Here is a 25,452-nt window from a genome sequence, read left to right on the forward strand (position 1 = left end):
CCCGGTGTTGGAGATCATGGAGATCCTCCGGAAGGACGCTCACGCGACCCCGGAACGCATCTCGGACCTCACCGGGATCGACGTCGAGCGCGTCCGGACGCAGATCAGCGCCTGGGAGCAGCAGGGCGTGATCCGGCGGTACAAAGCCGTCATCGACGCCGACATGCTGCGCGAGATCAGCGGCGAGCAGTTCATCACCGCGTTCATCGACGTCGCCGTGATGCCCGCCCGCGGCCTCGGCTTCGACGACGTGGCGCTGCGGATCTCCCGCTTCCCGGAGGTGCGCTCGGTGTACCTCGTCTCCGGCGCCCAGGACCTGCGCTGCGTGGTCACCGGCCGCAGCATGCACGACATCGCCGACTTCGTGGCCCAGAAGCTCTCCACCATCGAGCGGGTGACGGCGACGGCCACGCACTTCGTGATGAAGACCTACAAGGACGACGACGAGCTGTACGCGACCACCCCGCCCGACCGCCGCCTGCCGGTCACGCCGTGAAGCCGCTCAACCCGATCGTCGCCGCGATACCGCCCTCGGGCATCCGGCGCTTCTTCGACATCGCCGCCACCATGGACAACGTCATCTCGCTGGGCGTCGGCGAGCCGGACTACGTCACCCCGTGGCACGTCCGCGAGGCCGGGATCTACGCGCTGGAGCAGGGGTACACGACGTACACCTCGAACGCCGGGCTCCTCGAACTCCGCCAGGCGATCGTCGGCGACCTTTCGCGCCGGCACTCCGTCCGCTTCGACGCCGACTCCGAGTGCCTGATCACGTCCGGCGTGTCGCAGGGCCTCGACCTGGTGATGCGCACGCTGCTCGACACCGGCGACGAGGTCATCATCCCCGAGCCGTGCTACGTGGCCTACGGCCCGTGCGTGACCTTCGCCGGCGGCACGCCCGTCTATGTGCCCTCCTCGCCGTCGTTCGAGATCCTGATCGACGAGATCGAGCGGGCGATCACCCCGCGCACCAAGGCCATCCTGGTCTCCTCGCCGTCCAACCCGACTGGCGCGATCCAGCCGCGAGCGGTGCTGGCCGCCTTGGCCGATTTGGCGGTACGCCACGATCTCTATCTCGTCTCCGACGAAATCTACGAGCGACTCAGCTACGACGCCCCGCACACCTGCGTAGCCTCCCTCCCCGGCGCCCGCGAGCGAACGGTGGTCCTCGGCGGCTTCTCCAAGGCCCACGCGATGACCGGCTGGCGCGTCGGCTACGTCTGCGCTCCGGCCCCGGTGCTGGAGCTGGCGGGCCGCATCCACCAGTACACGATGCTGTGCGCCCCGCACGTCTCCCAGGCCGCCGCCCTGGAGGGCCTGCGCTCGGGCGAGCCGCAGGTGGCCGAGATGGTCGCCGACTACGACCGCCGGCGCCGCCTGTTCGTGAAGGGCCTGAACGGGGCCGGGCTGACCTGCCAGGAGCCGCAGGGCGCGTTCTACGCCTTCCCGTCCATCCGCGCGACCGGCCTCGACTCGGAGACCTTCGCCGAGCGGCTGCTGGAGGCCGAGCGGGTGGCCGTCGTCCCGGGCAGCGTCTTCGGCCCGTCGGGCGAGGGCCACATCCGCTGCAGCTACGCCACCGCCCTACCCCTGCTCGAGGAGGCCGTCACCCGCATCGGCCGTTTCGTGAGCTCTTTGTAGCGCTTTGTCGCTACTGTCTGGGCCCATGGACATCAGGCCCGGCATGGTGATCAGCATCCGCACGCGGCGGGACGTCGTGGTCGTCGATCCCGAGCGGTTCCTGGCCGCGGCGCGGGCGGCCGCCGCGGCGCACGACGGCGCGGTCGAGGACGCCTACGACGCCGTGCACGCGCTGCTCGACCTCGACCCGCAGCTCATCCCGCTCGGCGATGAGCCCGAGGTCGGCCGCGGCGCCCCGCGCCCCGGCGCGCGGGACACCGACCGGCCCGACGGGCTGTCCGCGGCCGGGTACGTCCAGGAGATCGTGCTCACCGAGGCCACGCCGCTGCAGGACTACGGCTGCTTCCTACCCGACGACCTGTTCGGCGGCGACGGCCGGGGTGCGGCGTAGCCGGCGCCAGGCGAACCAGATCAGCCAGATCGCGGCCGCGCCGAAGATGACGGCGCCGGCCAGGACCACGATCCAGTCGGCGAGGCTCGACGGGTGCTTGACGAACGAGTGCCAGACGTACGTCAGCAGCGCGCCCGAGCCGATCGCCAGCCGGTGCGCGTCGCCCCAGCCCTCGCGGGCCGACCAGAGTCCCACCAAGGCGAAGAACACCACGATGCCGGCCACGGCGATTGCGACGCCCGCCCAGACCGGCAGGGAGTCGATCGTGGTCATGAGCATGAAGGCGGCCGCGGTCAGCAGGGTCATCACGAACACGATCCAGGGCCGAGGGGCTTGAGAATCCGTCGCAAAACCTTTGAAACGGACCAGAAGGCCTACGGCGATCAGCGCCACCACGATCGCGCCGGTGACCGTGAACTGGGCGGCCGAGGCGGTGTAGGGGTACATCGACTGGCTGATCGCCGTCGAGGCGGCCAGGCCCAGCACGAACAGGATCGCCGTCACGATCAGGCCGCGGCGGCCTAGCCAGGGGGTGGTGCGGCGCTCGCCGGCGAAGCCCTCCATCAGCAGGATCGGGGCGCAGATGCTCCAGAAGACGTGGATGCCCACCACGAACAGGGTCCACGGGACGCCGATGCCCAGCGCCGCGATGTACCCGGGAGCCAGCAGGTGCTCGTCCGCGTAGTTCGGGTTGAACAGCGACTGGGTGGTGAAGCCCTCCTCCAGCACGCCGTAGGCCAGGGCCAGGATGAGCATGTTCGGCCAGCCCAGGCCCCGCCGCCGGGCCAGTTCGCGGATGAGCAGGGCGCCGCCGCCGTACAGCGGGGCGAACACGACGATGGCCGGCAACAGCACGATGGGGGTGTTGCCGAGCAGGAACTCACCGACCAGCGGGGCCAGGAAGAACAGCCCCAGCGGCAGGGCGTTGCGACGAATCATGTCGATAGATCAACACGACCGCCGATGGTTACCCCATAACAAATGTCATGCCCGGCCCGTGGCCAATCGCAGGCCCTTGGCGGCCAGGCGGTCGGCCCGCTCGTTCTCGGGGTGCCCGGCGTGGCCCTTGACCCAGTGCCACTCGACCTCGTAGCGGGCCACCAGCGCGTCCAGCTCCTGCCACAGATCCACGTTCTTGACCGGCTGCTTCGCGGCGGTCAGCCAGCCGTTGCGCTTCCACTTCGGCACCCAGGCGGTGATGCCGTTGCGCACGTAGGAGCTGTCGGTGTACAGGTGCACCCGCACCGGGCGGGTCAGGCTCTCCAGCGCGCGGATCGGCGCGGTCAGCTCCATGCGGTTGTTCGTGGTGGCCGTCGCCTCGCCGCCGCACAGCTCCTTCTCCACCGTGCCGTAGCGCAGGACGGCGCCCCAGCCCCCCGGTCCCGGGTTTCCGCTGCAGGCGCCGTCCGTGTAGATCTCGACGTGGGTCACACAGGTATTAGACCGTGTGCCACTTCTGGTTCGCGGTACCGGCACAGTCCCACAGCTGCAGCCGCGCGTCGTTGTTCGGGTTCCAGTCCTTGATGTCGACGCACTTGTTCGACTGCGGGTTGACCAGATCGCCCGCCGCGGACAGGACGAACTGCTGGGCCGGGTTGCCCGAGCAGGTGGCGACCTGGATCACCGTCCCGTTGGCGCTGGAACCCCAGGCCACGTCCATGCACTTGTTGTTCTCGGTGCGCAGCGTGCCGTCGACGAACGTCCACTTCTGATTGGTGCCGCCCGTGCAGTTCCACACGATCAGGAACTGGCCGTCGCTGAAGTTCCAGTTCGGCACGTCGATGCACTTGCCGTTCCAGTTGCTGGCGATCGACTTTCCACCAGAAGAAGGCGGAGCCGTGGTGGAGCCGCCGCCCCCAGTGGGCGGCGGCACCGAGCCGCCGCCGGTGAAGGGCGACAGCGTGATGCCGGCCGAGCGCGGGTCGCCGTCGTGGACCAGCGATTCCTGGTTCTGCACGTCGTCGAACGCGAACCCGTAGGCCTTTCCGTCGGCCATGTTCTCGTGCACGATCCGCGAGTAGTGGTTGGTCAGCGCGCTCTTGTAGAAGTCGGCCGCGGTACCGCCGGGCTGGGTGTCGATCGTCCCCAGCGTGCTGCGGTGCAGGGCGGCGCACAGCGTCCGCGCGATCGGGCCGACGACCTGGTCGTTCGGCGCGCCGAGAGCCCCGTCGCAGCCCCACACGTTGGCGGTGGTGGGCCGGTTGAACGTGGCGACCTGCTGGCCGGACGCGTTGGTGAAGGTCATCACGGTGCCGTTGGTGCGCCCGAAGTACTTCACGTTCGGCTGGTCGGTGAACGGCACGACCGTGAGCGTCTTGGTGGTGTAGGCGTTCCAGGCGTTCGCGATGTACGGGTCGAGGTAGTTCGCGCTGAACAGCCCGGCGTCGGCGGCCTTGCCGGGGCTGAGCACCCGCAGGACGGTACCGTCGGCGCGGGTCACGATCGTGTTGCCCCAACCGGCCTGGGCCTTGAGCCCGTCGATCACGTTCTGCCGCCCGTTGGCCTTGAGCGCGCCGGTGGTCGACGTGACGCCGTTCGAGCCGGTCACGCTGACCGCGTGCGGCACCGCGAACATGTCCACCTGCGAGCTGTTGAGCCACAGGCCGGCGTCGTTGTAGGTGAACTCGCTCCAGTCGAACAGGATGTCGTGGTTCGGGTCGCCCGCGGCCCACGGCGCCGGCTGGACCAGGCCGTCGGGGGTCAGGAAGAACTTGAGCTTCTCGCCCAGCGACATGTACACCCGGCCGGAGAGGTTCTTCGGCAGCTGGATGGTCTTGCTGCCGCCGTTGGCCGGGCCGGGGATGGCGACGTCCGGGGCCGGCATCGGCGGGTTGGTGCCGGCGGACCACTGGGTGAACGTCCCGTTGGCGGAGACGTACCCGAGCCGGCCGGTGCTGAGGTTGGTGCCGAGCACGTACAGGTACACCGCGTCGCCGCGCCCCGTGGTGTTGGTGACGGTGAACGGCAGCAGCGACGGCCCGGCCGCCTGGGCCGAGGGGAGGGCGGCGATCGCCACGGGTATCGCGGCGGCGATCACGGCCGCGGCCCCGAGCAGCTTCGTCCTCAATCGCACGGTGGAACTCCTAAGCATCGATTCGTGAGAGCGCTCTCAGCATCAGGAGCAGCGGCAACAGATGTCAACCGAGACCAACAAGACTCAACGATCTTTTAAGGCCGGGTTGAGATTGACGGGTCTAGCAAACCGTACGTACGTCTTGCTAAGCTCCAAGCCATGCGGCTGCTCGCGCTCATCTCGCTCATCAACACCGCCGGCACGGGGCTGTGGATGGTGGCGAGCCCGCTGTACCTGACCCGGTACGCGGGCCTGTCGATCACCGCGACCGGCCTCGCCCTGACCGCGACCGGCCTGGTCTGCATGGTGGCCAGCGCGCCGATGGGGTACGTCGCCGACCGCCTCGGCGCCCGCGAGGTCTTCGTCGCCGGGCTCGTCGCGCAGGCGATCGGCACCGCCATGTTCGTGTTCGTCCCGAACGTCTGGGTGTACCTCCTGATCGGCGCACCCCTCGCGCTCGCCGACGCCGCGCAGCGGGCCGCGAAGGGCGCGGTCATCGGCGGCGCGGTGCCACCGGAGGACCGCGTGCGCGCCCGGGCCTACCTGCGCTCGGTCACCAACGTCGGGATCGCGATCGGCTCCGCGCTGGCCGGTGTGGTGCTCGCGGTGGACACCCGGTGGGCGTACGCCGCGCTCATCCTCACCGACGCGCTGACGTACCTGGTCGCCGCCGCCCTGGCCACGCGCCTCGAGCGGATCCCGCGGCACGCCCACGAGCCCGGCGCGCCGCGCATGGTCGCCCTGCGCGACCGGCCGTTTCTCGCCTTCGTCCTGCTGGACGGCCTTCTGTCCGTGCACTTCGGCCTGTTCGAGGTGGGCCTGCCGCTGTGGATCGCGCACCGCACCGACGCACCGACCTGGCTCATCGCGGTGGTCTACCTGACCAACACCACCGCGGTCGTACTCCTCCAGGTGCGCGCCGCCCGCGGCACCGAGGAGCCGGCCGGTGCGGCACGGGCGGCTCGGCGGGCGGGCCTGACCCTGCTGATCGCCTGCGGCCTCTACGCCCTGTCGGGTCACGCCCACGCCTGGGTCACGATCACCCTGCTGATCGCCGGCGCGCTGACCCACGTGGTCGGTGAGCTCTGGCACTCGGCGTCCGGCTGGGGCATCTCGTTCGGCCTGTCGCCGGCCGACAAGCACGGGCAGTACCAGGGCGCCTATGCGATCGGCATGCAGCTGGGCCAGATGCTCGCCCCGCTCGTGGTGACCACGCTCGCCGTCGGCTGGGGCGACCCCGGCTGGCTGCTGCTCGGGGTCGCCTTCGCCGCGGCCGGCGCGGCCATGCCGGCCACGGTGGACCGGGCGATGCGGAACCGGCCTCAGTTGCCGACGCCCAGGGAGGCCATCGCCGCCGAGGGGTAGCGGTCGCCGCGCGCGGAGCCGGCCGGGACCGCCCGCTCGATCTCGGCCAGGTCGGCCGGTGTCAGGGTGACGTCCGCCGCGCCGAGCGCCTCGGTCAGCCGCTCCCGGGTCCGGGCCCCGACCAGCGGCACGATCGACGGGTCCTGGGCGGCGACCCAGGCGATCGCGAGCTGCGCGACCGTGCATCCCTTGGCCGCGGCCACCCGGCGCAGCGCCTCGACCAGGCCCAGGTTGTGCTCGACGTTGCCGGGCGAGAAGCGGGGCGTCCGGCCGCGGAAGTCACCCGGGGCGTTGGCGGCCGGGTCGTAGTGCCCGGAGATCAGCCCGCGGGCCAGCACCCCGTACGCGGTCATCCCGATCCCCAGCTCCCGCAGCACCGGCAGCACCTCGGCCTCGACGCCCCGCGACACCAGCGAGTACTCGATCTGCAGGTCGGCCACCGGGTGCACGGCGTGCGCGCGGCGGATCGTCTCGGCGTTGACCTCGGACAGGCCGAGGTGGCGCACGTACCCGCCGTCGATCAGCTCCTTGATCGCGCCGACCGTCTCCTCGATCGGCACCGCCGGGTCGAGCCGGGCCGGCCGGTAGATGTCGATGTGGTCCGTGCCGAGCCGGGCGAGCGAGTGGACCAGGAAGTTGCGCACCGCCTCCGGCCGGCTGTCCTGCCCGCCGGGCATCCCGCCCGGGCTGAGCAGCACGCCGAACTTGACGCTCAGCTGGTAGCTGTCCCGGGGCCGCCCGCGCAACGCCTCGGCGAGCAGCATCTCGTTGTGCCCGGCGCCGTAGTGGTCGCTCGTGTCGATCAGCGTGATCCCGGCGTCCAGCGCGGCGTGCACGGTCGCGATGCTCTCGTCGCGGTCGGCCGGGCCGTACGAGCCGGACATGCTCATCGCGCCCAAGCCGAACGCGGAGACGGCGGCGCCGCCGAGGTTTCGTGTCTGCATGACTCAACCGTGCACCCGATCGTGACCGGCCGGGAGTGGAGCGCGCATCGTGGGAGCGCCGCTCCCTGGCTGGCCGGGTCGGCCGGAGAGACGATGGGTCCATGCAGCGTGACCAGCTCGCCGACTTCCTGCGCCGGCGCCGCGAGGCGATCCGCCCGGCCGACGTCGGCATCCCCGACGGGCCCCGCCGGCGCACGGCCGGGCTGCGCCGGGAGGAGGTGGCCCGGCTGGCCGGCATGTCGGTCGACTACGTGGTACGCCTGGAGCAGGGCCGCAGCAGTCAGCCCTCGACCCAACTGCTGGCCGCCCTGGCCCGGGCGCTGCGGCTGTCCGAGGACGAGCGCGACCACCTGTTCCGCCTGGCCGGGCACCAGCCGCCGACCGCCGTCGGGGCGGCGAGCCTGGCCCGGGCCGGGCTGGTCCGGCTGCTCGACCTGCTCGGCGACAACCCGGCGATGGTGCTGTCCGACCTCGGCGAGGTGCTCGCCCAGAACCGGGCGTCCACGCTGCTGGCCGGCGACCACACGGGCTTCACGGGTCTCCGGCGTTTTCTCGTGTACCGCTGGTTCACCGAACCCCAGAGCCGCCAGGTCCAGCCCGACCACGATGTCGAGCAGCACGCCCGGCAGATGGTGGCCGATCTGCGGGCGGCCGCGGGCCGGCGCCCCGACGATCCGGTGCTGGCCGACCTGGTCGCGCGGTTGACGGCGGCCAGCCCCGACTTCCGGCGGCTGTGGGCCGAGCACGAGGTGGCCGTGCGGCGCGCGGACCGCAAGACGTTCCTGCATCCGCGCGTCGGCCCGGTGCTGATGGACTGCGAGACCCTGGTCACGCCGGACCAGGGTCAGCTGCTGGTGGTGCTGACCCCGGCCGACGCGGAGAGCCGCGAGCGGCTGCAGCTACTGATGGTGCTCGGCAGCGAGGACTTCACCGTCCGCGGGTAGCGGCCGGATCGCCCGCGCGATGAGCGCCGCCACCGCCACGAGCGCGGTCACCGCGACCAGCGAGCGCAGCACCGTGAAGTGGTCGCCCAGGAAGCCGATCAGCGGAGGGCCGCCGAGGAACGCGCAGTAGCCGATGGAGGCGACCACGCTGACCCGCGGTGCGGCGAACTTCGGGTCGTCCGAGGCGGCACTCATGCCGACCGGGAAGCCCAGCGAGGTGCCGACACCCCAGAGGATCGCCCCGAGGAACGCGGTGCCGACGTTCGGGCCGAAGATGAACAGCAGCAGCCCGGCGACGGTGAACACGGCCAGCACCCGCAGCACGGTCACCCGGCCGTAGCGGTCCAGCAGGTCCGGGCCGAACCAGCGGCCGACCGTCATCGCGGCCAGGAAGACCGCGAAGGCGAGCGTGCCGACCGCGGCCGGGGCCTGGTAGCCGTCGATGAGCGAGATGCTGATCCAGTCGATGCCGGTGCCCTCGGCCAGCGCGAACGCGAGCACGAACAGCCCGACCAGCAGGGTCCGCGGCTCGCGCCAGAAGCGCAGCGTGTGGGCCAGGCCGCCGCCCTCGGCCGGGGCGTGCTCGGCCGCGCCGTCGGGCATGAAGTTGCGGACCGAGTAGATGGTGCTGACCCCGACGACGAGCGCGGTGAGCGCCAGGTGCAGCGTCACGGGCACGTGCGTGGTGACCATGAGCGCGCCGAGGAGGGCGCCGGCGACGGTACCGACGCTGAATCCGGCGTGGAAGCGAGCCATGATCGATCGTCCGACCGCGCGTTCGACCACGGCGCCCTGGACGTTCATGGCCACGTCCCACGCGCCGTTGGCGAAGCCGAACAGCAGCAGGCTCAGCACCACGGGCAGCACGCCGAGGTGGTAGCCGGACGCCGCGCCAGCCAGGGCGATCATGAGCAGCCCGGCCATCGCGGTGACGGTCTTGCGCGAGCCGAACCGGGCCACGATGTGCCCGGAGCCGACCAGCGCGAGAATCGAGCCGGCCGCGATCGACAGCAGGACCAGGCCGAGCTTGGAGGGGGACAGGTGCAGGGCGTCGCGGATCTGCGGGATGCGCGAGGCCCAGCTGGCCATGGACACGCCGGACCAGATGAAGGCGGCGTACGTGGCGCGGGTGGCGGCCTTGGCGGTGGCGGTGGCCGCGTGCGGCGGGACGGCGGTTTCGCTGAGGGGGTGGCTCATCAGGTTCCGATCGTTCGGTCGACGATCACCCGGATGTCCTGGCGGGACACGGGCCCGGTCGACAGGGTCTTGTGCATGACCAGGCCCTCGATCAGGGCGTCGATGCCCCGAGCGGTGGTCGGGTCGACGAACCGCTCCAGCACGGCCCGGCTCGTGCGCATCCAGGCCTCGGTGACCTCGCGCAGGGCCGGCTCGCGCAGGGCGGCCAGATACAACTCGTAGGCGATCGCCCAGTCCGACGCGCCCGCGCCGGCGTCGCCGTCGATGAGGTCGGTGACCGCCTCGACGAGTTCCTCGCGGTTCCGTACCCCGCGGAAGTGCGCCTCGTACGCGACCGACATGCGCTCGGCGTGCCGCCGGAACGCCTGGCACCGCAGGTCTTCGAGGCTGGTGAAGTGGTAGGTCAGCGACCCCAGCGGCACGTCGGCGGCGGCCGCGATGAGCCGGTGGGTCGTGCCGGCGACCCCGTGCTCGGCGATGACCGCGATGGCCGCGTCGATGATGCGGTCCTTGCGGTCCGGATCGTGCCGGCGGGCGGGCGTCATGTGTACAAACGTACACTGGTTGTGTACGTCTGTACACAGTCTTTCTTTACCGGTATCCCGACCAGGCTACGACGCCGCGGCGCTCCGGACGATGTGCGTGGCACCCTCGCCCATGCGCTGGACGGCCAGCGCCGCGATCTCGGGCGTCATGCTGCGGGCGTCGGCGACCGTCCAGCCCTCGCCGGCCGCGTACGAGGCGCCGGACCACGTCGGGTGCACGATCGGGATGACCGACTGCATGACCGCCTCGAACGTGCGCTGGTCCGCCGCCGTGTCGAACGTGGTGATCGTGACGACGGTCCCGTTGATCGTGCAGGTGCCCAGGTCGCGGTACTTGTAGACGCTCTCGTCGTGGGTGCTCGCCCGGGTGTAGCCGTCGCACTCCAGCTGCGCCGCCACCCGGTCGGCGTTCTCGCCCTGGTAGGTGGGGCGGGTCAGGGCGGCGACGGCGTTCGGGGCCTGCCAGCCGGCCACCCCGGCCACGGCGGCGAGGGCCACGGCGCCCAGGATCAGCCGGCCCTTGCGACGCCGCGCGACGGGCTCGGTGGCGGGCTGGTCCAGGTCGATCATCGTGGCCATTGGGCTACCCGCTCTCGCTTCGCCGGTTATCGGTACCAACTCAGGCTAGGTGCAAAAAAGGTGCAATTCTGTCCTCCGATGCGCCGCCGTTGGACACGAAAAACCCGGCACCTGGGCGGGTGCCGGGCTGCTTCGCGCTGCGTCAGAGGGCGGGGACGGCCTCGGTCACCGGGAACCAGGTCGAGGGCTGCTTCGGGTCGGCGAACTGCAGGTTGTCGAGCGTCTTGAGCAGCTCGGCCTGCGGGATGCTCGCGCCGCCGTCGGCGTAGATCTCGGCCAGGTACTTGCCGTCGGCCGACATCCGGAAGCACAGGTTCGCGTTGCCGGAGTTGCAGTACGCCGCGCTGCCGGGCTTCCGGTGCGTGTCGTCGGTGAACTCCGTGGGGTACAACGCGATCCGCACGGTCGGCCCGTGCCCGGTGGAGGCGTCGACCGGCTCGGTGAGCGAGGCGTAGGACGGCCGCACCTTGCTCAGCCGCAGGCTCGCCGCCATGTACGACGCGCCGGACGGGAAGTCGTCGGTGCGCCCGGCGGACGTGAGGGAGTACCCGGCCGGCGTGTAGGTCGTCTTGATCGCCACGGTCGCCGGGGTGGCCGCCGCGCCGGTCAGGCCGCCGGCCACCTTGAGCAGGTCGGCCTTGTTGTACCGGCCGCCGATGACCGAGCTCACCACGGCCCACGCGTTGTCGGTGTACTGCCAGGCCAGCTCGGGCGCCGGCGCGAGGTCGGCCGAGTCGATGTACATGGCGTCGCTCAGGTACAGCCCCGGCCGCCCGTTGACCGTGACGTGCTCGCCGGCCGCGAACTTGGTCGGCTGGAAGACGCCCGGGCGGTACACGGTGACGGTGGCGCTGTAGAGCGGCGAGGTCGCGGCGACGCCCCCGCTCGTGCCGTCGTACATGTTCTCGTTCTCGTTGCCGTGGCGCACGTAGAGCTCCTGGTAGCCCGGCGTGATGTGCTCCGGCGCGGTGACCGTGAACTCGCCGGCCTTGTACCCGCTGAGGCTGTACGTCCATTGCGCGTCCGGATACGCCGGCGGGACGGCCGTCGCCCCGGCCCCGACGGGCGCGCTCGGCGCCGAGGAGAGCGCCTGCGGGATGACGAGCGCGGCGAACACGGCCGCGGCGGTCAGGGTGGCCGCGGCGCCGCCCTGCAGGAGCCGGTGCTTGGCGCGGCGCTTGCGCCCCGCGCTCACGAAGTCGTCGACGTCCCGGCGCATCGGCGGCGCCGCGGACAGGGCGTCGCTGCGCGCCTGTTGCAACAAGTCCTGCATGTTCTGGGTCATGACGCCCTCTCGATATGTCCGGATCCCGCGATCGTGCCAAGGGGTTCGGCGACGTCGAGCCGCTCGCGCAGCCTGGCCAGGCCGCGCGCCGTGTTGGTCTTGACGGTCCCCTCGGGACACCGCAGCGCCTCGGCGGTCTCCTGGACGGTCCGGCCTTCGAGGTAGCGCAGCACCAGAACGGCACGCTGCTGTACCGGCAGCGTGCGCAGCGCCTCGAGGACCGTGACCCGGTCGATGACGTCCGGCGTGTGGTCGCGCACGGCCGGCTCGGGCATGGCGTCGCCCACCGCGTGCTCGCGCCGCCACCAGGGCCGCCGCACCTCGTCGACCGCGGCCCGCACCACCATCGTGCGGGCGTAGCTCTCCGGCCGTTCGACCTTGCGCCAGCGGGCGTACAGCTTGGCCAGCGCCGTGCACACGGCGTCCTCCGCCAGCTGCCAGTCGCCACAGGTCAGATAGGCCAGTCCGCGCAGCTGGTCCATCTGCACCGAGACGAACTCCCGGTACGCCGCCTCGTCGTCGCGGTTCACCAGTCGTTGCTCCAATCGTCGCGGGGACTAGACGGCCGAAAGGGCGGCCCCGGTTTCAGCTTTCGCCGAAATGTTCCGGGACCGCCCCACACTTGCACGCGGTGACTACATCGAGCCCGCCGGGACGAAGGTGTAGCCCGCGGCCTGAATGCCCTCCACCGTCTGCTGCAGGTAGCTCACCGGCACGTACGGGTGGAAGAAGAAGCTCGCCACGCCGTCCTTGACCGACATGTTCAGCTGCGCGGCGGCGACCAGGTCGGCCGGCAGCATCGCCGGGTGGTTGTTGTACGGCTCCAGCTCGATGTTGCCGAGGTTCTCCGGGTAGGTCACCACGCCGTAGATGTCACGCACCGTGTACGGGAAGAACTGCCCGATGATCCGCGTGTTGTCCAGCGCGCCGCCGCGCATCGCGCCCGAGGAGTACAGGCCGCGGTCGTAGCGGGTGTTGAACGTGGCCGCGACCGCGCGGTTGGACGCGTCGCTGCCGGCGTAGTGCGGGAACTCGAAGATCGTCGGCTTGGCCAGGCCGGCCGCCGTGAACGCCTGGAAGGAGGCGTCGATCCGGCCCTGGGCCCAGGCCTGCGAGTCCTCGGCCACCGGCCCGTCGTAGATGACGTTGTTGGTGACCGCGTCGACGTGCGCCGTGTAGAACTCGAAGTCGTCCGCGCTGACCCCGTTGTACGGGTTGTCCTTGCTCGCGTACTGGTGCGTGTAGCCGTGCATCAGCAGCGTGCCGCCGTGCGCCTGCATGTTCTTCAGCGCCGCGACCACCAGCGGCCGGTCGGCCAGGGTGTAGTCCTCGGGCCGGCCGTTGTCGCTGTAGGCGCCCTTGGAGTCCACGTAGCGCGGGTACACCGCGACCGAGAACGGCACGTTCTTGCTCGACAGGTAGGCGGTGATCGCGTTGAGCTCGGCCGGGTCGGCGTCCGGCCCGACGTCCTCGATACGGACCAGGGCCCGGTGCCGCTCGGTGGTGCCTGGCGCGAGGGCCTCTTCGAGCAGGTTCGCGAAGGCGACGTAGCGGTCGTTGGTGGTCATGTAGGAGTACGGGATCTCGCCGAGGTAGGTGAAGTTGCCGGCCCGCACGCCCCACGAGAAGGCCGAGCTGTCCGTGTCGCGCACGGCGTCGCCGATCGCGGTCGCCTTGCTGGCGTCGGAGATCGTCGTGCCCATGATGCCCGCCATGTTCTGCGGGTCGCGGGTGAACGTCTTGCCCTCGTAGTTGACCTTCGACACCGCCGAGACGTCGAACTGCGTCCAGTTGAAGCCGCGGTTCGCCACGAAGTTCGGGTCGCGGGCGGTGAGCTGCCAGATGTTGTCGTACACCCAGATGACCGGCTTGGTCGTGGCGGTCACGTCGTCGAGGAAGGCGGTCGGGATCGGCTCGTCGTAGGTCGAGCCCATGTAGATCACGGCCTGGTAGGCGTCCAGCTCGCCGGCCGTGTAGTCCACGACGGGCTGCGCGGTCCAGTCACCGAAGTGCGAGGACAGGTTCGCGGTCGCGATCGCGTACTGCTCGCCGAGGAAACCATAAGGGCCGGTGGTGTCGTACAGCACCAGCGTCTTGCCCGTCGCGCCCGGGATGCCGGCCCCGTTGCGGGCGTTGACCAGCGGGGCGGCCGGCGTGGTGACGAGCGTGCCGGGCGAGGCGGCCGAGACGTTGCCCGCCTCGTCAAGGGCTTCGACCGAGAAGGTGTACGGCGTCTGCGCGCTCAGCCCGCTGATCGTCGCACTGGTCGCGGTGACCGTCTGCACGCTCGGGCCGCCGGTCACGCGGTACGCGACCACGCCCCGGTCGTCGGTTGACGCCTCCCACGACAGCGCCACGCTGGTCGCGGTCAGCTCGCCCGGCACCGGCGCACCGGGTGCGGTCGGGGCCGTCACGTCCGGCGGGGGCGGCGGGGTCAGCGTGGTGAACTCGGCCGCGGCCCCGGCCGGCGAGACGTTGCCCGCGGCGTCGACGGCCTTGACCGTGAGCGAGTGGAGCGTGCTCGGCGCGAGGCCGGACAGCGTCGTGGTGGTCGCCGGCGGGTTGCCGGTGAGCGTGGCGATCGGCGTCGTGGCCGTACCGCTGAAGATCTGATATCCCGTGACGCCGACGTTGTCCGTGGACGCGGCCCAGCTCACGGTGGCGCCGGTGGTGGTCACGTCGCTCACGGCGGGGGCGCCGGGGGCACTCGGCGCGCTGCGGTCGGTGACGCCGGTGGTGAACGCCCAGACGTACTGGTCGCTCAGCACACCGGTGCTGCCCTTCACCTTCACCGTGATCGTGTACCGCGTGCTGTCGGCCAGCGCCGCCCGCGGGACGAACGAGAAGGTGTGGGTGGGGGAGTCGTAGGTGTAGTAGGCCGGCACGGCGGCGCCGCCGCTGGTCTTGACGAACGAGTACCGCAGGGAGGCCGGGTCGGTCGCGTCGTTGAACGAGACGGTCGGGTGGACGGCGGTCGAGACCCCCGTCGAGCCGTTCTTGGGGGTGACGGCGGTGACGCCCGGGGCCGCGGCGTGTGCCACCGTCCCGAGACTGCCCGCGGCCAGGGTGCCGACCAGCGCCGACCCCACCAGCTTCACCGAAATGCGCACAGGTTCGCCTTTCTTGGCTTTGGCTTTTGGGACGAGGGCCCCGGCTCCTTCGAGCCGGGGCCCTCTGCGGGGGGTCTTAGCTGGCGCAGTACAGCGTGGGGGTGAAGGAGCCCGAGGTCACGCCGTTGCGGGTGATGGTGAAGATCCAGGTCTTGCCGCTCTCGTCGCTGCCGTCGCGGGCCGAAGAGGTCTGCGAGAGGCTGCCGGAGTTGACGACGATCGAGCCGCCGAGGACCACGCCGGTGGTGCAGCTGAAGCTGTACGTCCGCGAGCCGGAGGAGGCGGGCGTGGCCGACGTGGCGGTGACCTTGGTGTAGCCGGCGCCGGCCGCGCCCGTGGCACCGGTGGCGCCCGTCGCGCCCTGCGCACCCTGGGCGCCGGTGGCACCCTTGATGCTGCCGATCGGGGACCAGGTCGTCGCGTCCGTCTTCTTGTACATCAGGAAGTCGGTCGTGTTCAGGTACACGTCGCCGACGTTGCCGGCGGTGCCGGCCGGGAGGCCCGCGCCGGTCAGGATCGAGGAGCCGTTGACGCCGTCCTTGCCGGCGGTGCCGTCCTTGCCCGCCGTGCCCTGGGCGCCCGCGGCACCCTGCGCGCCGGTCTCGCCCTGGGCACCGGTCGCGCCGGTGGCTCCGGTGGCACCCTTGAGCGAGGTCAGCCACTCGTCGGGGGTGCCGGCGAAGAGGCCGCTGTCGACCGCCATCTGGTACGCGTCCTTGCCGTCGGTGCCGTGCCCGACCAGCGTCTGCAGCCACTCGTCGACGGAGCCGATGCTGGGGTCGGCGAGCTTGGCGATGTCGTACGCGCTGGCGCCGGGCATACCGGGCAGGCCCTGCGCGCCGGTGGCGCCGGTCTCGCCCTGGGCGCCGGTCGCACCCGTGGCGCCGGTTTCGCCCTTCTCGCCCTGCGGGCCGGGGGCGCCGTCCTGGCCGTTGACGCCGGGGATGCCCTGGAGGCCCTGCTCGCCCTTGTCGCCCTGCGCACCGGTCGCGCCGGTCTCGCCCTTTTCGCCCTGGACGCCCTGGGCTCCAGCCGCGCCGGTCTCGCCCTTTTCGCCCTGGGCACCCTGCGCACCTTGCGCGCCGGTCTCGCCCTGGGCTCCAGCCGCGCCGGTCTCGCCCTTTTCGCCCTGGGCACCCTGCGCACCTTGCGCGCCGGTCTCGCCCTGGGCGCCGGTCGCGCCGGTGTCGCCCTTTTCGCCCTGGACGCCCTGGGCTCCGGCCGCGCCGGTCTCACCCTGCGCGCCGGTGGCGCCAGTCGCGCCCTGGGCGCCGGTTTCGCCCTTTTCACCCTGCGCGCCGGTCGCGCCCTGAGCACCGGTGGCACCCTGCGCACCCGTCGCGCCGGTGTCGCCCTTTTCGCCCTGGGCGCCGGTCGCGCCGGTGGCGCCCTTTGCGCCCGTGGCGCCGGTCGCTCCCTGGGCGCCGGTCGCGCCGGTCGCGCCCTGGGCACCCGTGGCACCCTTGGCGCCGGCTGCGCCCGTGGCCCCGGTCGCGCCGGTCGCGCCCGTTGCGCCGGTCTTGCCGGTGGCGCCCGTCGCGCCAGTGGCACCCGTGGCGCCGGTCGCGCCGGTGGCGCCCTTGGCTCCGGGCGGGCCGACGGGGCCGGCCGGGCCCTGGGCGCCGGTGGAGCCCTTCTGGCCCTGGTTGTTCCACTGGATCTGCGTCTCGCCGCTCTTGCAGCGCTGGCCACCCTGGTAGTCGATGACGCGCAGCGCGCCGGTGGCGGTCGTGCGGCAGCCGGTGATGACGCCGGTGCCGGAGTCCGGCACGGCGCCGTAGGCGGTGGCGCCGACGCCGACGAGGACGGCCGCGGCGGTCGCGCCGATGGCGGCCATCTTCTGCTTCTTGGACTGGAACACGAAGTCTCCCGAATCTCAGTGGCGGAACTGGGTGCTACTTACCGGTGACGACAACCCGCTCGGACGGCTTGAGCTGCGGCGGCGCGGGTGGCGCCGGCATCTCGCCGTCCTTCGCGGGCCGGCTCTCCGCCGTCGGCGCGTGCTGGGCCTTGTCCTCGTGCGCCACCCCGAGCCCGATGCCGAGAGCGAGCGCGCCGGCCGTGACGCCGGCCGCGATGCCGATGACGACCTTCTTGTGCACGGCGACTCCTCCAGGACACGAGGGCACGGCGCAGCGACCGCGGAGCACGCGGCGAGCGCTGTGAGCGGATGCGTCGGAGATTCGCGCGTAGGCACGCACCGGATCCCCTTGGCACAAAACGTTGTCCGGGTCCGGTTTCGCCACTGACTCCCCGCCGGGCCGATTCGGCGACCAAGATGGTGCGCCCGGCGGATCACTGTCTTCCCGTCAGCCCGTCGCCGGGCTGGTCCACTTAAGGTAGCCGTCAGGTTGCAGGCACGTTGTCGTCAGCGCGGGATGGACTCCCACGCCAACCGGATGACAAGGGTCTACGGCACGAAGAGGCAGAACGGGTGGCCGTCGGGGTCCAAGCAGACCCGCACGTCCTCTTGGGGCTGGTGCTCGGCGAGCGTCGCGCCCAGCGCGACCGCCCGGGCGACGGCACTGTCCAATTCGTCGCAGGCGATGTCCAGGTGCAGCATCATCTGCTGGGTGCCGGGCGTGGCGGGCCAGACCGGCTGGACGTACAACGGCTCGGTCTGAAACGACAGCGCGGCCCCGCCGGCCGGATCGACCAACGTGACCCAGCCCTCCTCGTCGGCGTCGACCGGCCAGCCGAGCAGGTCGGAGTAGAAGCGCGCGAGCCGCCGCGCGTCGGAGGCATTCAGGACGGTCGCCTTGAGCCTCATCGCACGGTCTCGATCAGCTGGGTGAGCTCCCGCATGAGCCGCTCCGCCCGCGCACTCCCGAACGCCGCCTCGACCGCCCGATGATGCGCGGTGGCCGTGTGATCGAGCCGGTCGAGCAGCGTGGTGCCGGCCTCGGAGAGATAGACCGCGACGCGCCGGCGGTCGTTGGGGTCCTGCCGGCGGTACACAAGGGCAGCATCGACAAGCCGGTCGATCGCCTTGGTGAGCGTCGGATGCGGCATCAGGGCCGCCTCGGCGAGGTCCCCCATGGAGTGCCCCCGCCCGTCGGAGAGCGCCTGCAGGATGCGCCACTGCTCGACGGAAACGCCCTCCGCCTGCAGCGCCGCCGCGAACCCCCGGTTCACCGCCCGCTCGGCCTCGCTCAGCACATATCCGAGGTGGGACCGCAGCCCGACCGCATCCACCGATGTCACCCCTTCCGCCCACCCGCCATAGTGAAGATACTCGGCGTCGTGGATGAGGTCCGGGTCATCACCGACCCGCTGGAGGCACGCCTGCTCCCACCCGACCCGGGCGGCCCGGTGCGGGTGGCGCTGGCCGTACCCACCTCGGGCACGTTGGGCATGATGGCGCCGGCGGTGCTGAACTGCGCCCGGCTGGCCGTGGCCGAGCTGAATACCACCGGCGGCCTGCTGGGCCGCCCGATGGAGCTGGTCCTTCTGGACGCCGGCCGCCCCCCGCAGGCGGTGGCGACGGACCTGGCCGACCTGGCCGGCGCGGGCGCGATAGCCGCGGTGGTGGGCACGCACGCGAGCGACGTGCGAGTGGCGGCGGTGCGGGCGCTGAACGGGCGCGTCCCGTACGTGTTCACGCCACCGTACGAGGGCGGCGAACGGTCCCCGGGCGTCTACCTGCTGGGCGAAACCCCGGCCACCCAACTCCGCCCGGCCATGGACTGGCTGGTCCGCCACCGCCGGGCCCGCCGCTGGGCCCTGATCGGCAACGACTACGTCTGGCCCCGGATGCTGCACCACGCCGCGGTGGCGTACTTGCGCGCGGCGGGCGCCCAGGTGGTGGCCGCGCGCTACGTCCCGTTCGGCGCCCTGGACCCGGCCCCGCTGCTGGACCTGGTGCATCGCCGCCGCGCGGACGCGGTGCTGCTCACGCTGGTCGGCAGCGACCTGGCCGCCTTCAACCGCGCGTACGCCGCCTCGCCGTTGCGTGCCCCGCGCCTGTGCGCCGCCCTGGAGGAGAACGGCCTGCTGGCCACGGGCGGGGACGCGACGGGGGAGCTGTACGCGACCATGGGCTACTTCGGCAACGTGGCCACGGACGCGGGGCTGGCCTTCGTCGAGCGGTACACCCACCGCTACGGCTGGCAGGCCCCGGTCCTCAACGGCCACGCCGAGGCCTGCTACGACGGCGTCCGCCTGCTGGCCGCGCTGGCCTCCCGCGCGGGCTCGCTGCACCCGGCGGCGATGGACGCCACGGCCGACGGCACCACCATCACGGGCGGCCGCGGCACCCTGACCGTGCGGGGCCGGCACGTGGATCCGCCGGTGTACCTGGCCCGCGCGGACGGCCTGGACTTCGACGTGCTGGGCGCCTTCTAGTCGAAGACGCTGACGAGCCCGCGCCGCCACCGATCGAGAAACTCACGCGCCTCCGCGGGGAAGCCGGAGATGTCCACCTTCTCGGTCCGGTTGCGCCGATCGAAAGCGAACGCGGAGATGTGGTGGTCGAGCCGCATGTCCAGGCTCAAAGTCTCCAGGTAGGGCAGCAGCAGGACGAGCACGGTGGCCCGGTCCTCGTCGTTCGCCGGCCACTGGATGGCGCCGAGATAGTCGGAGAGCCACGAGATGCCCGACCGTTGTTGGTTCCATACGCGTCCGGGCAGCCCCGGTGCTGGACTCCGCAGCAACTCGTCCCGCAATTCCCGTGCGGAGTCCCACAAGTCGAGGCGCAGCAGATCGACGGGCGCCGGGATGGTCGTTCCGCAGAGACCCGCGTCGGCGACGTAGTGGCCGAGCCGGGGTGCCGGCCCGAAGGTGGCGGCGACAGCCTCCCAGACGTCGCCCCGTGCCGCGTCGTCGGTGTTCATGCGCCGGCCGATGGTCGCCGCGAGGTACGTGCCGACCGGCGAACCGTCGGCGACGAGCGCGGTCAGCCGTTCGAGCACGGTCCGGCGCACGTACTCCAAGTTGTCGGCCGAGCTCACGTACAGGGCCTGGTACAGGGGGCCGTCGAAGAGGTGCAGGTTCGTGTCCTGCTCGGCGTTCGGCCAGTAGCGGCAGCGGTCCTCGAACGAGAACCGCAGGGCCAGGTCGATCGCATGGTTGACGATGGCGGCCACGGTCGCCGGTTCCGGACCGACGTGAGCAAGCGATCTGGCGCAGAAAGCCAGCACGGCCGACCGCTCTTCGACGGATGCAGAATGTCCCGCGAGCAGCGTTTCCAGGGTCTCGGTCGCGCCGCCATCCACATGGCGGTCGAACAGTTGCAGGGCGATCTGGCCGACCACCTCCCAGCCGCGTTGCTCGAGCCGGGGTCGCAGGGCCGCGATCAGGTCCTCGGCGGTGCGGTGGGTGCGTACGAGGTGTTCGGCGGCGAAGTACTCCAGGAACGTGCGGTGCGTGAAGCCGTACAGCGGGGCCGACCGGTCGGTGCCCACGTCGGCGAGAATCCAGGCGCGCCCGGTGCACATCTCCAGGAAGCCCTCCGCGGCGGCCTCGGCGTCGTCGCGGTCGTGGCCGCGCGCGGTGAGATACTCGGCCAGGACGGCGGTGACCCGCGGCCCGGGCTGCGGGTCGAGATCCTCGGAGAAGTAGCGCCACGCCAGGTGCTGCACGGCGTAGCGGACCCGGCCCTGGAACTTCATCGGCACGCTGATGCCACGCATCGAGTCCCACTGGTCGAACAGCATCGTCGCGCAGCGTTCGTAGATGCTGGCCAGATTGCGTGGGATGTAGCGCTCGTAGGAGTACATGGCGCACAGCAGCGACAGCAGCAGGGGACTGCGCCGCAACTCCTGGGCGGCGACGCTGTCGCGCAGGAACGACTCGGTCAGCCGGGCCTGTTCCTGGGCGGGCGTGGCGTCGTCCAACACGAACCAGCGCCGGGCGTAGTCGGCGACCTGCTCGTCGGTGAAGTCGCCCAGCGTCACCGTTTCGAACATCGTCGAGTCCAGCGGGGCGACCTCGTAGCCGACGATCCGCGAGGTCACCACCATCGGCACCAGTGGGTAGCGGTGCGCGAAGCCCTCGATGAGGTTGCCGACTCGGCCACGCAGAGCCGGATCGACCAGCTCGTCGAGGCCGTCCAGCAGCACCAGCGCCTGACCGTTGCCGAGCAGGTAGTCCACCGCGTCGGCCGACAGGTCGACGTTGTACGGAGCCCGGGCCGCGAGCTGCAGATAGCTGCCGAGCGTGTGTGCGTTGCGGCGGAAGTCGTCCACATGGTCCCGCAGGGTCACCAGGAACGGCACCCGCCGCTGCGCCCCTTCGATCCGGCCGGCGGCCGCGTCGTGGGCGAGTTTGGCCATGAGCGTTGATTTCCCGGCTCCCGGTGCGCCCAGGATGACGGTGCGGACGCCGGGTGTCGCGAGGTCGGCCACGACGGGCGGGAGGTCGTCTTCGTGCCGGGGCAACAGCGGCGGCATGACGTAGAGCTGCTCGTAGGTCGCGGTCCGGCTGACCCCGGCGTGTGGCAGCCGCATCCGGCCGTTGAGCCGCCGCACCTGTTGGCGCAGCTGGGCGCCGTCCTGCCGGATCCGGACGATCGCGTCGAGCCGGCCGAGCAGTTCGCCGTTGCGTGCGGCCGCGGTGGCCAGGCTGGCCGTTGAGGCCGCGGTCATGCTGTCGAACCCGACGACATGCGGATGGGCCTGCTGAAAGCCGACCAGCAAGGCATCCAGGAGGACATCCGCCGCCCGAAGCAGCACATCGGCCGGCGCTTTCATGCAGTGGCGCATGCCCTGTCGCAGTTGCTCGTGCAGCGCGTACCGAAGTTCGCCGTCCGGCAGAATCTGCTCGGACAGGACCAGCTGCAGCGCGACCTCGTCGAACTCTGGCGAGGACAGGTAGTCGGCCAGCCCCGCCAGCTCGACGTCGGACAGGTCCTCGGCGAGTCGCTCGGCCACCCTGACCGACACCACGGCCCGGCTCTCGGCTTGGACCTTGTGATTCCGCAAGCGCCGCTGGATGGTCCCGAAGACCTGGCGGCCCGCCAGGGCGAGGGCCTTGCCCGCAACCGCGTCGATTCCCGCCGTCATCGAGAGAGACCCTCCGTCAGTCGATGCGACGCAGGGTAGTACACGGGGCGAAGAATCTTTCCATTTTCAAGTATTAGGGCTACCGTTCGGGGGCATGGCGGAGCCTCCCGATATCGAGCGGTTCGGATACACGCAGGAGCTGCAGCGCTCCCTCACGTTCACCGATCTCCTGGTGTACGGCCTGATCTTCATGGTCCCCATCGCGCCGTTCGGGATCTTCGGCGGGGTCTTTCAGGGCTCCGGCGGCATGGTCGCGCTCGCGTACGCGATCGGCATGGTGGCCATGGTGTTCACCGCGCTCTCCTACGCCCAGATGGTCAAGGCGTTCCCGATGGCCGGGTCCGTCTACACCTACGCCGGACGGGGCATCGCGGCGCCCGTGGGCTTCCTGGCCGGCTGGGTGATCCTGCTGGACTACGTGCTGGTGCCGAGCCTGCTGTACCTCGTCGCCAGTGTGGCCATGAACTCCGTTGTCAGCGCGGTGCCGATCTGGGCCTGGCTGGTCGCCTTCGTGGTGCTCAACACCGTCGTCAACCTGCTCGGGATCCAGCTCACGGCGCTGGTCAACAAGTTCATGCTGATCGGCGAGCTCGTGGTGCTGGCGATCTTCATCGTGATCGGGATCGTGGCGCTGTCGCAGGGCAAGGGGCGGGGGTTCGAGCTGACCCCGCTGTACAACAGCGCGACCTTCTCGTGGCCGCTCGTGTTCGGGGCGGTGTCGATCGCCGTGCTGTCGTTCCTCGGGTTCGACGGGATCTCGATGCTCGCCGAGGAGCATCGCGGGGAGGCGCGGCAGATCGGGCGGTCGATGGTCGCGGCGCTCGCGCTCGCCGGGGTGCTCTTCATCGTGCAGACCTGGGTGGCGGCGCTGCTCGTGCCCGATCCGCAGAAGCTGCTCGACGAGGGGGACCCGGGCGGGACCGCCTTCTACGACGCGGCGCGCGTGGGCGGCGGGGCCTGGCTGGCCACCCTCACCGCCGTGGCCACCGCGGTCGCCTGGGGGTTCGCCAACGCGCTCGTGGCGCAGGTGGCCACCTCGCGGCTGCTGTACGCGATGGCCCGGGACCGGCAGCTGCCCGCATTCCTCGCGCGGATCTCGGCGAAGCATCGCGTGCCCGTCAACGCCACCTTCGTGGTGGCCGTCGTGTCGCTCGGGCTGGGGCTTTACATGTGGTCGCGGGACGACGGGATCACCCTGCTGTCCACGCTGGTCAACTTCGGGGCGATGACCGCGTTCCTGGCGCTGCACGTCTCGGTGTTCTGGCACCATGTGGTGCGCAACGGCAGTCGCGACTGGCTGCGGCATCTGGTGTTCCCGCTGATCGGGTTCGCCATCCTGTTGTACGTCGTGATCAACGCGAAGGTCGCCGCCCAGATGCTCGGGTTCACGTGGCTGGGCATCGGCGTGATCATTCTCGTGGCGCTCTACGCGACCGGGCGCCGCCCCAAGCTGGCTGGGCAAACCACCGAGGGACAGGCGCATGACTGAACTGCACGTGTACGAGCCGACCGCTGACGAACTGGCCTATACCTTCGGCGGGCGGGCGCCGGTGAGGAGGGTCAGACCCGGGGACGTGCTGCGGGTGTACACCGAGGACTGCTTCGGCGGCCGCGTCACCGGTGTCGACACGCTGCCCACCGCCGTGGTCGAGTTTCCGTTCCTCAACCCGGTCAGCGGGCCGTTCTACGTGGAGGGTGCGGCGCCCGGGGACACCCTGGCGCTGCACTTCGTCAGCCTCGAACCGGCGCGGGACTGGGCCGTGTCCAGCACCTTCCCGCACTTCGGGGCGCTCACGTCCACGTCGCACACGGCCACCCTCCAGCCGCCGTTGGAAGAGCGGGTCTGGTTGTACGAGCTGTCCCGCGACACCGTCCGCTTCAGCGCGCGCAACAGCGATTTCGTCGTGGACCTGCCGCTCGATCCGATGCACGGCACGGTCGGGGTGGCGCCGGCGGCGTTCGAGGCGCGCATGACCATCACGCCGGATGCGCACGGCGGGAACATGGACACGCCCGAGCTGCGCGCCGGGGTCACCGTCTACTTCGGAGTCAATGTGGACGGTGCGCTGTTCGCGCTCGGCGACGGGCACGCGCGGCAGGGGCACGGCGAGGTGAGCGGGGTGGCCGTCGAGTGCGCGATGCGCACCACGCTCGTGGTCGAACTGCTCAAGGGCGTGCCGACGCCGTGGCCGCGGCTGGAGTCGGACGAGTTCCTCATGAGCACCGGCTCGGCCCGGCCGCTCGAGGACGCGTACCGGATCAGCCAGCACGACCTGGTCACGTGGGTGGCCGGGCTGACGGGGCTGGACGAGCTGGACGCGTACCAGCTGATCAGCCAGGCCGGCGAGGCACCGGTCGGCAATGTTTGTGACACGAACTACACGATGGTGGCCAAGGTCGCCAAGCGGTACCTGCGCAATGCCGAGGCGTACGACGGAGTTCATGCGCGACTGCGCCAGACCGCGCTAAGAATGGGTTCATGAAGCTTGGTCTGCACTACTGGAACTTCTCCAACCCCGCCGAGCCCACCGCGATCGGGCCGACGCTGCGCGAAACCGTGACCATCGCCGAGCAGGCGGGCGTCGACTCGTTCACGGTCATGGACCACTACTTCCAGATGGAACAGATGGCCCCGGCCGAGGAGCCGATGCTGGAGGGCTACACGACCCTCGGCTATGTGGCCGGCCTGACCCAGAAGATGACGCTGGGGCTGCTGGTCACGGGCGTGATGTACCGCCACCCGGGCCTGCTCGCGAAGATCGTCACCACCCTCGACGTGCTGTCGAGCGGGCGGGCCCGGCTCGGCATCGGCGCGTCCTGGTACGAGCGGGAGCAGCGCGGCCTCGGCGTGCCCGTCGTGCCGATGGCCGAGCGGTTCGAGCGGCTGGAGGAGACGCTGCAGATCTGCCTGCAGATGTGGAGCCCCAACCCCGAGAAGACGTTCGACGGCAAGCACTACCAGCTCACCGAGATCATCAACTCGCCGGCCGCGATCAGCTCGCCGCACCCGATGATCATGGTCGGCGGGGGCGGCGAGAAGAAGACGCTGCGGCTGGTGGCCAAGTACGCCGACGCCTGCAACCTCTTCGGCACGACCAAGGAGGACCTCGCCCACAAGCTCGACGTGCTGCGCGAGCACTGTGACGCCGAGGGGCGCGACTATGACTCGATCGTGAAGACCGCCGTGGTGACCCGGCCGGCCCTGGTCGACCCGGACGCCTGGCTGGCCGACGTCGAGGCGTTCAAGGAGCTGGGCATCACCGAGGTCATGACCATGCCGGACCGTAACCCGGTCGAGTTCGCCAACGGCCTGGCCGAGAAGATCCTGCCCCGCGTGGCGTCCATCTAACGGTCAAACCTCTGGGTAGAAAGTCCGA

At 71.1% G+C, this 25,452-nt stretch carries 24 protein-coding genes; 9 read left to right on the forward strand and 15 right to left on the reverse strand.

Features of this window, described 5'->3' with window-relative positions:
* Positions 1 to 16: 16 nt before the first annotated feature.
* Genes ACQP00_RS01880 through ACQP00_RS01890 form a run of 3 tightly spaced genes read left to right on the forward strand, consistent with a single transcriptional unit; the run spans position 17 to position 2,032 of the window.
* Positions 17 to 496, forward strand: coding sequence for an Lrp/AsnC family transcriptional regulator (locus ACQP00_RS01880; protein WP_433055170.1), 480 nt, complete (start codon positions 17 to 19; stop codon positions 494 to 496).
* Positions 493 to 1,641 carry an aminotransferase class I/II-fold pyridoxal phosphate-dependent enzyme gene (locus ACQP00_RS01885; RefSeq protein WP_433213383.1) on the forward strand — a complete coding sequence of 383 codons (1,149 nt, stop codon included), beginning with the start codon at positions 493 to 495 and terminating at the stop codon, positions 1,639 to 1,641. Before ACQP00_RS01880 ends, ACQP00_RS01885 begins: the two co-directional genes overlap by 4 nt.
* Before the next feature lie 25 nt (positions 1,642 to 1,666).
* Positions 1,667 to 2,032 carry a hypothetical protein gene (locus tag ACQP00_RS01890; protein WP_433213386.1) on the forward strand — a complete coding sequence of 122 codons (366 nt, stop codon included), beginning with the start codon at positions 1,667 to 1,669 and terminating at the stop codon, positions 2,030 to 2,032.
* Here the strand turns inward: ACQP00_RS01890 and ACQP00_RS01895 are convergent.
* The 3 genes from ACQP00_RS01895 to ACQP00_RS01905 are packed head-to-tail and all read right to left on the reverse strand — an operon-like array spanning position 1,988 to position 5,105.
* Positions 1,988 to 2,971: a hypothetical protein gene (locus ACQP00_RS01895; RefSeq protein WP_433213389.1), complete on the reverse strand. Its 984-nt coding sequence runs from the start codon at positions 2,969 to 2,971 to the stop codon at positions 1,988 to 1,990. The genes ACQP00_RS01890 and ACQP00_RS01895 overlap by 45 nt on opposite strands.
* A 45-nt stretch (positions 2,972 to 3,016) precedes the next feature.
* Positions 3,017 to 3,463, reverse strand: a complete 447-nt coding sequence (gene rnhA / locus ACQP00_RS01900; protein WP_433213392.1) for a ribonuclease HI — start codon at positions 3,461 to 3,463, stop codon at positions 3,017 to 3,019.
* Between the two features lie 7 nt (positions 3,464 to 3,470).
* Positions 3,471 to 5,105, reverse strand: a complete 1,635-nt coding sequence (locus ACQP00_RS01905; RefSeq protein ID WP_433213395.1) for a glycoside hydrolase family 64 protein — start codon at positions 5,103 to 5,105, stop codon at positions 3,471 to 3,473.
* Between the two features lie 159 nt (positions 5,106 to 5,264).
* Here ACQP00_RS01905 and ACQP00_RS01910 point away from each other — a divergent pair, with 159 nt between their 5' ends.
* Positions 5,265 to 6,470 (forward strand): MFS transporter, encoded by a 1,206-nt coding sequence (locus tag ACQP00_RS01910; RefSeq protein WP_433213398.1) that lies wholly within the window; start codon positions 5,265 to 5,267, stop codon positions 6,468 to 6,470.
* Here the strand turns inward: ACQP00_RS01910 and ACQP00_RS01915 are convergent.
* Positions 6,428 to 7,414 carry an aldo/keto reductase gene (locus ACQP00_RS01915; RefSeq protein WP_433213402.1) on the reverse strand — a complete coding sequence of 329 codons (987 nt, stop codon included), beginning with the start codon at positions 7,412 to 7,414 and terminating at the stop codon, positions 6,428 to 6,430. The two genes, ACQP00_RS01910 and ACQP00_RS01915, sit on opposite strands and share 43 nt — an antisense overlap.
* Before the next feature lie 101 nt (positions 7,415 to 7,515).
* Here ACQP00_RS01915 and ACQP00_RS01920 point away from each other — a divergent pair, with 101 nt between their 5' ends.
* On the forward strand, positions 7,516 to 8,358 hold the full coding sequence (locus tag ACQP00_RS01920; protein WP_433213405.1) for a helix-turn-helix transcriptional regulator: 843 nt from the start codon (positions 7,516 to 7,518) through the stop codon (positions 8,356 to 8,358).
* On the opposite strand, the gene ACQP00_RS01925 is transcribed toward ACQP00_RS01920, so the two are convergent.
* The 10 genes from ACQP00_RS01925 to ACQP00_RS01970 form a co-directional block, all read right to left on the reverse strand.
* Positions 8,314 to 9,555, reverse strand: coding sequence for an MFS transporter (locus ACQP00_RS01925; RefSeq protein WP_433213408.1), 1,242 nt, complete (start codon positions 9,553 to 9,555; stop codon positions 8,314 to 8,316). The genes ACQP00_RS01920 and ACQP00_RS01925 overlap by 45 nt on opposite strands.
* Positions 9,555 to 10,100, reverse strand: a complete 546-nt coding sequence (locus ACQP00_RS01930; protein WP_433213411.1) for a TetR/AcrR family transcriptional regulator — start codon at positions 10,098 to 10,100, stop codon at positions 9,555 to 9,557. The genes ACQP00_RS01925 and ACQP00_RS01930 overlap by 1 nt, the downstream gene beginning before the upstream one ends.
* Positions 10,101 to 10,166: 66 nt before the next feature.
* Positions 10,167 to 10,679 carry a hypothetical protein gene (locus tag ACQP00_RS01935; protein ID WP_433213414.1) on the reverse strand — a complete coding sequence of 171 codons (513 nt, stop codon included), beginning with the start codon at positions 10,677 to 10,679 and terminating at the stop codon, positions 10,167 to 10,169.
* Positions 10,680 to 10,821: 142 nt separating this feature from the next.
* A complete protein-coding gene (locus tag ACQP00_RS01940) occupies positions 10,822 to 11,964 on the reverse strand; it encodes a hypothetical protein (protein ID WP_433213417.1) in 1,143 nt (380 codons plus the stop codon).
* Positions 11,961 to 12,494: a SigE family RNA polymerase sigma factor gene (locus ACQP00_RS01945; protein ID WP_433055209.1), complete on the reverse strand. Its 534-nt coding sequence runs from the start codon at positions 12,492 to 12,494 to the stop codon at positions 11,961 to 11,963. Before ACQP00_RS01945 ends, ACQP00_RS01940 begins: the two co-directional genes overlap by 4 nt.
* A gap of 105 nt (positions 12,495 to 12,599) precedes the next feature.
* A complete protein-coding gene (locus ACQP00_RS01950; RefSeq protein WP_433213420.1) occupies positions 12,600 to 15,074 on the reverse strand; it encodes a DUF2334 domain-containing protein in 2,475 nt (824 codons plus the stop codon).
* Positions 15,075 to 15,150: 76 nt separating this feature from the next.
* Positions 15,151 to 16,935: an exosporium protein gene (locus tag ACQP00_RS01955; RefSeq protein ID WP_433213423.1), complete on the reverse strand. Its 1,785-nt coding sequence runs from the start codon at positions 16,933 to 16,935 to the stop codon at positions 15,151 to 15,153.
* 34 nt (positions 16,936 to 16,969) lie between these two features.
* Positions 16,970 to 17,176 (reverse strand): hypothetical protein, encoded by a 207-nt coding sequence (locus ACQP00_RS01960; protein WP_433213426.1) that lies wholly within the window; start codon positions 17,174 to 17,176, stop codon positions 16,970 to 16,972.
* Between the two features lie 308 nt (positions 17,177 to 17,484).
* The gene (locus ACQP00_RS01965) at positions 17,485 to 17,844 is read right to left on the reverse strand and encodes a VOC family protein (protein WP_433213429.1); all 360 of its coding nucleotides are present in this window, start codon (positions 17,842 to 17,844) and stop codon (positions 17,485 to 17,487) included.
* Positions 17,841 to 18,269, reverse strand: coding sequence for a MarR family winged helix-turn-helix transcriptional regulator (locus ACQP00_RS01970; protein WP_433055225.1), 429 nt, complete (start codon positions 18,267 to 18,269; stop codon positions 17,841 to 17,843). Before ACQP00_RS01970 ends, ACQP00_RS01965 begins: the two co-directional genes overlap by 4 nt.
* A 48-nt stretch (positions 18,270 to 18,317) precedes the next feature.
* Here ACQP00_RS01970 and ACQP00_RS01975 point away from each other — a divergent pair, with 48 nt between their 5' ends.
* Positions 18,318 to 19,418, forward strand: coding sequence for a substrate-binding domain-containing protein (locus ACQP00_RS01975; RefSeq protein WP_433213432.1), 1,101 nt, complete (start codon positions 18,318 to 18,320; stop codon positions 19,416 to 19,418).
* On the opposite strand, the gene ACQP00_RS01980 is transcribed toward ACQP00_RS01975, so the two are convergent.
* Complete coding sequence (locus ACQP00_RS01980) at positions 19,415 to 22,075, reverse strand: NACHT domain-containing protein (protein ID WP_433213435.1); 2,661 nt, start codon at positions 22,073 to 22,075, stop codon at positions 19,415 to 19,417. The genes ACQP00_RS01975 and ACQP00_RS01980 overlap by 4 nt on opposite strands.
* A 94-nt stretch (positions 22,076 to 22,169) precedes the next feature.
* Between ACQP00_RS01980 and ACQP00_RS01985 the strand changes: the two genes are divergently transcribed.
* The 3 genes from ACQP00_RS01985 to ACQP00_RS01995 are packed head-to-tail and all read left to right on the forward strand — an operon-like array spanning position 22,170 to position 25,424.
* A complete protein-coding gene (locus ACQP00_RS01985; RefSeq protein WP_433213438.1) occupies positions 22,170 to 23,564 on the forward strand; it encodes an APC family permease in 1,395 nt (464 codons plus the stop codon).
* On the forward strand, positions 23,557 to 24,558 hold the full coding sequence (locus ACQP00_RS01990; RefSeq protein ID WP_433213441.1) for an acetamidase/formamidase family protein: 1,002 nt from the start codon (positions 23,557 to 23,559) through the stop codon (positions 24,556 to 24,558). The genes ACQP00_RS01985 and ACQP00_RS01990 overlap by 8 nt, the downstream gene beginning before the upstream one ends.
* The gene (locus tag ACQP00_RS01995) at positions 24,555 to 25,424 is read left to right on the forward strand and encodes an LLM class F420-dependent oxidoreductase (RefSeq protein WP_433213444.1); all 870 of its coding nucleotides are present in this window, start codon (positions 24,555 to 24,557) and stop codon (positions 25,422 to 25,424) included. The genes ACQP00_RS01990 and ACQP00_RS01995 overlap by 4 nt, the downstream gene beginning before the upstream one ends.
* Positions 25,425 to 25,452 lie beyond the last annotated feature (28 nt).

It is taken from the genome of Dactylosporangium sp. CS-047395 (assembly GCF_050942185.1).
Taxonomy (GTDB): Bacteria; Actinomycetota; Actinomycetes; order Mycobacteriales; family Micromonosporaceae; genus Dactylosporangium.

Bases quoted from the DNA above. Each gene is read 5' to 3' on its own strand.
- ACQP00_RS01880 (WP_433055170.1), top strand. From the start codon at position 17: ATGGAGATCCTCCGGAAGGACGCTCACGCGACCCCGGAACGCATCTCG.
- ACQP00_RS01995 (WP_433213444.1), top strand. From the start codon at position 24,555: ATGAAGCTTGGTCTGCACTACTGGAACTTCTCCAACCCCGCCGAGCCC.
- ACQP00_RS01965 (WP_433213429.1), bottom strand. From the start codon at position 17,844: ATGAGGCTCAAGGCGACCGTCCTGAATGCCTCCGACGCGCGGCGGCTC.
- ACQP00_RS01910 (WP_433213398.1), top strand. From the start codon at position 5,265: ATGCGGCTGCTCGCGCTCATCTCGCTCATCAACACCGCCGGCACGGGG.
- ACQP00_RS01990 (WP_433213441.1), top strand. From the start codon at position 23,557: ATGACTGAACTGCACGTGTACGAGCCGACCGCTGACGAACTGGCCTAT.
- ACQP00_RS01930 (WP_433213411.1), bottom strand. From the start codon at position 10,100: ATGACGCCCGCCCGCCGGCACGATCCGGACCGCAAGGACCGCATCATC.
- ACQP00_RS01935 (WP_433213414.1), bottom strand. From the start codon at position 10,679: ATGGCCACGATGATCGACCTGGACCAGCCCGCCACCGAGCCCGTCGCG.
- ACQP00_RS01890 (WP_433213386.1), top strand. From the start codon at position 1,667: ATGGACATCAGGCCCGGCATGGTGATCAGCATCCGCACGCGGCGGGAC.
- ACQP00_RS01920 (WP_433213405.1), top strand. From the start codon at position 7,516: ATGCAGCGTGACCAGCTCGCCGACTTCCTGCGCCGGCGCCGCGAGGCG.
- ACQP00_RS01940 (WP_433213417.1), bottom strand. From the start codon at position 11,964: ATGACCCAGAACATGCAGGACTTGTTGCAACAGGCGCGCAGCGACGCC.
- ACQP00_RS01895 (WP_433213389.1), bottom strand. From the start codon at position 2,971: ATGATTCGTCGCAACGCCCTGCCGCTGGGGCTGTTCTTCCTGGCCCCG.
- ACQP00_RS01985 (WP_433213438.1), top strand. From the start codon at position 22,170: ATGGCGGAGCCTCCCGATATCGAGCGGTTCGGATACACGCAGGAGCTG.
- ACQP00_RS01980 (WP_433213435.1), bottom strand. From the start codon at position 22,075: ATGACGGCGGGAATCGACGCGGTTGCGGGCAAGGCCCTCGCCCTGGCG.
- ACQP00_RS01915 (WP_433213402.1), bottom strand. From the start codon at position 7,414: ATGCAGACACGAAACCTCGGCGGCGCCGCCGTCTCCGCGTTCGGCTTG.
- ACQP00_RS01925 (WP_433213408.1), bottom strand. From the start codon at position 9,555: ATGAGCCACCCCCTCAGCGAAACCGCCGTCCCGCCGCACGCGGCCACC.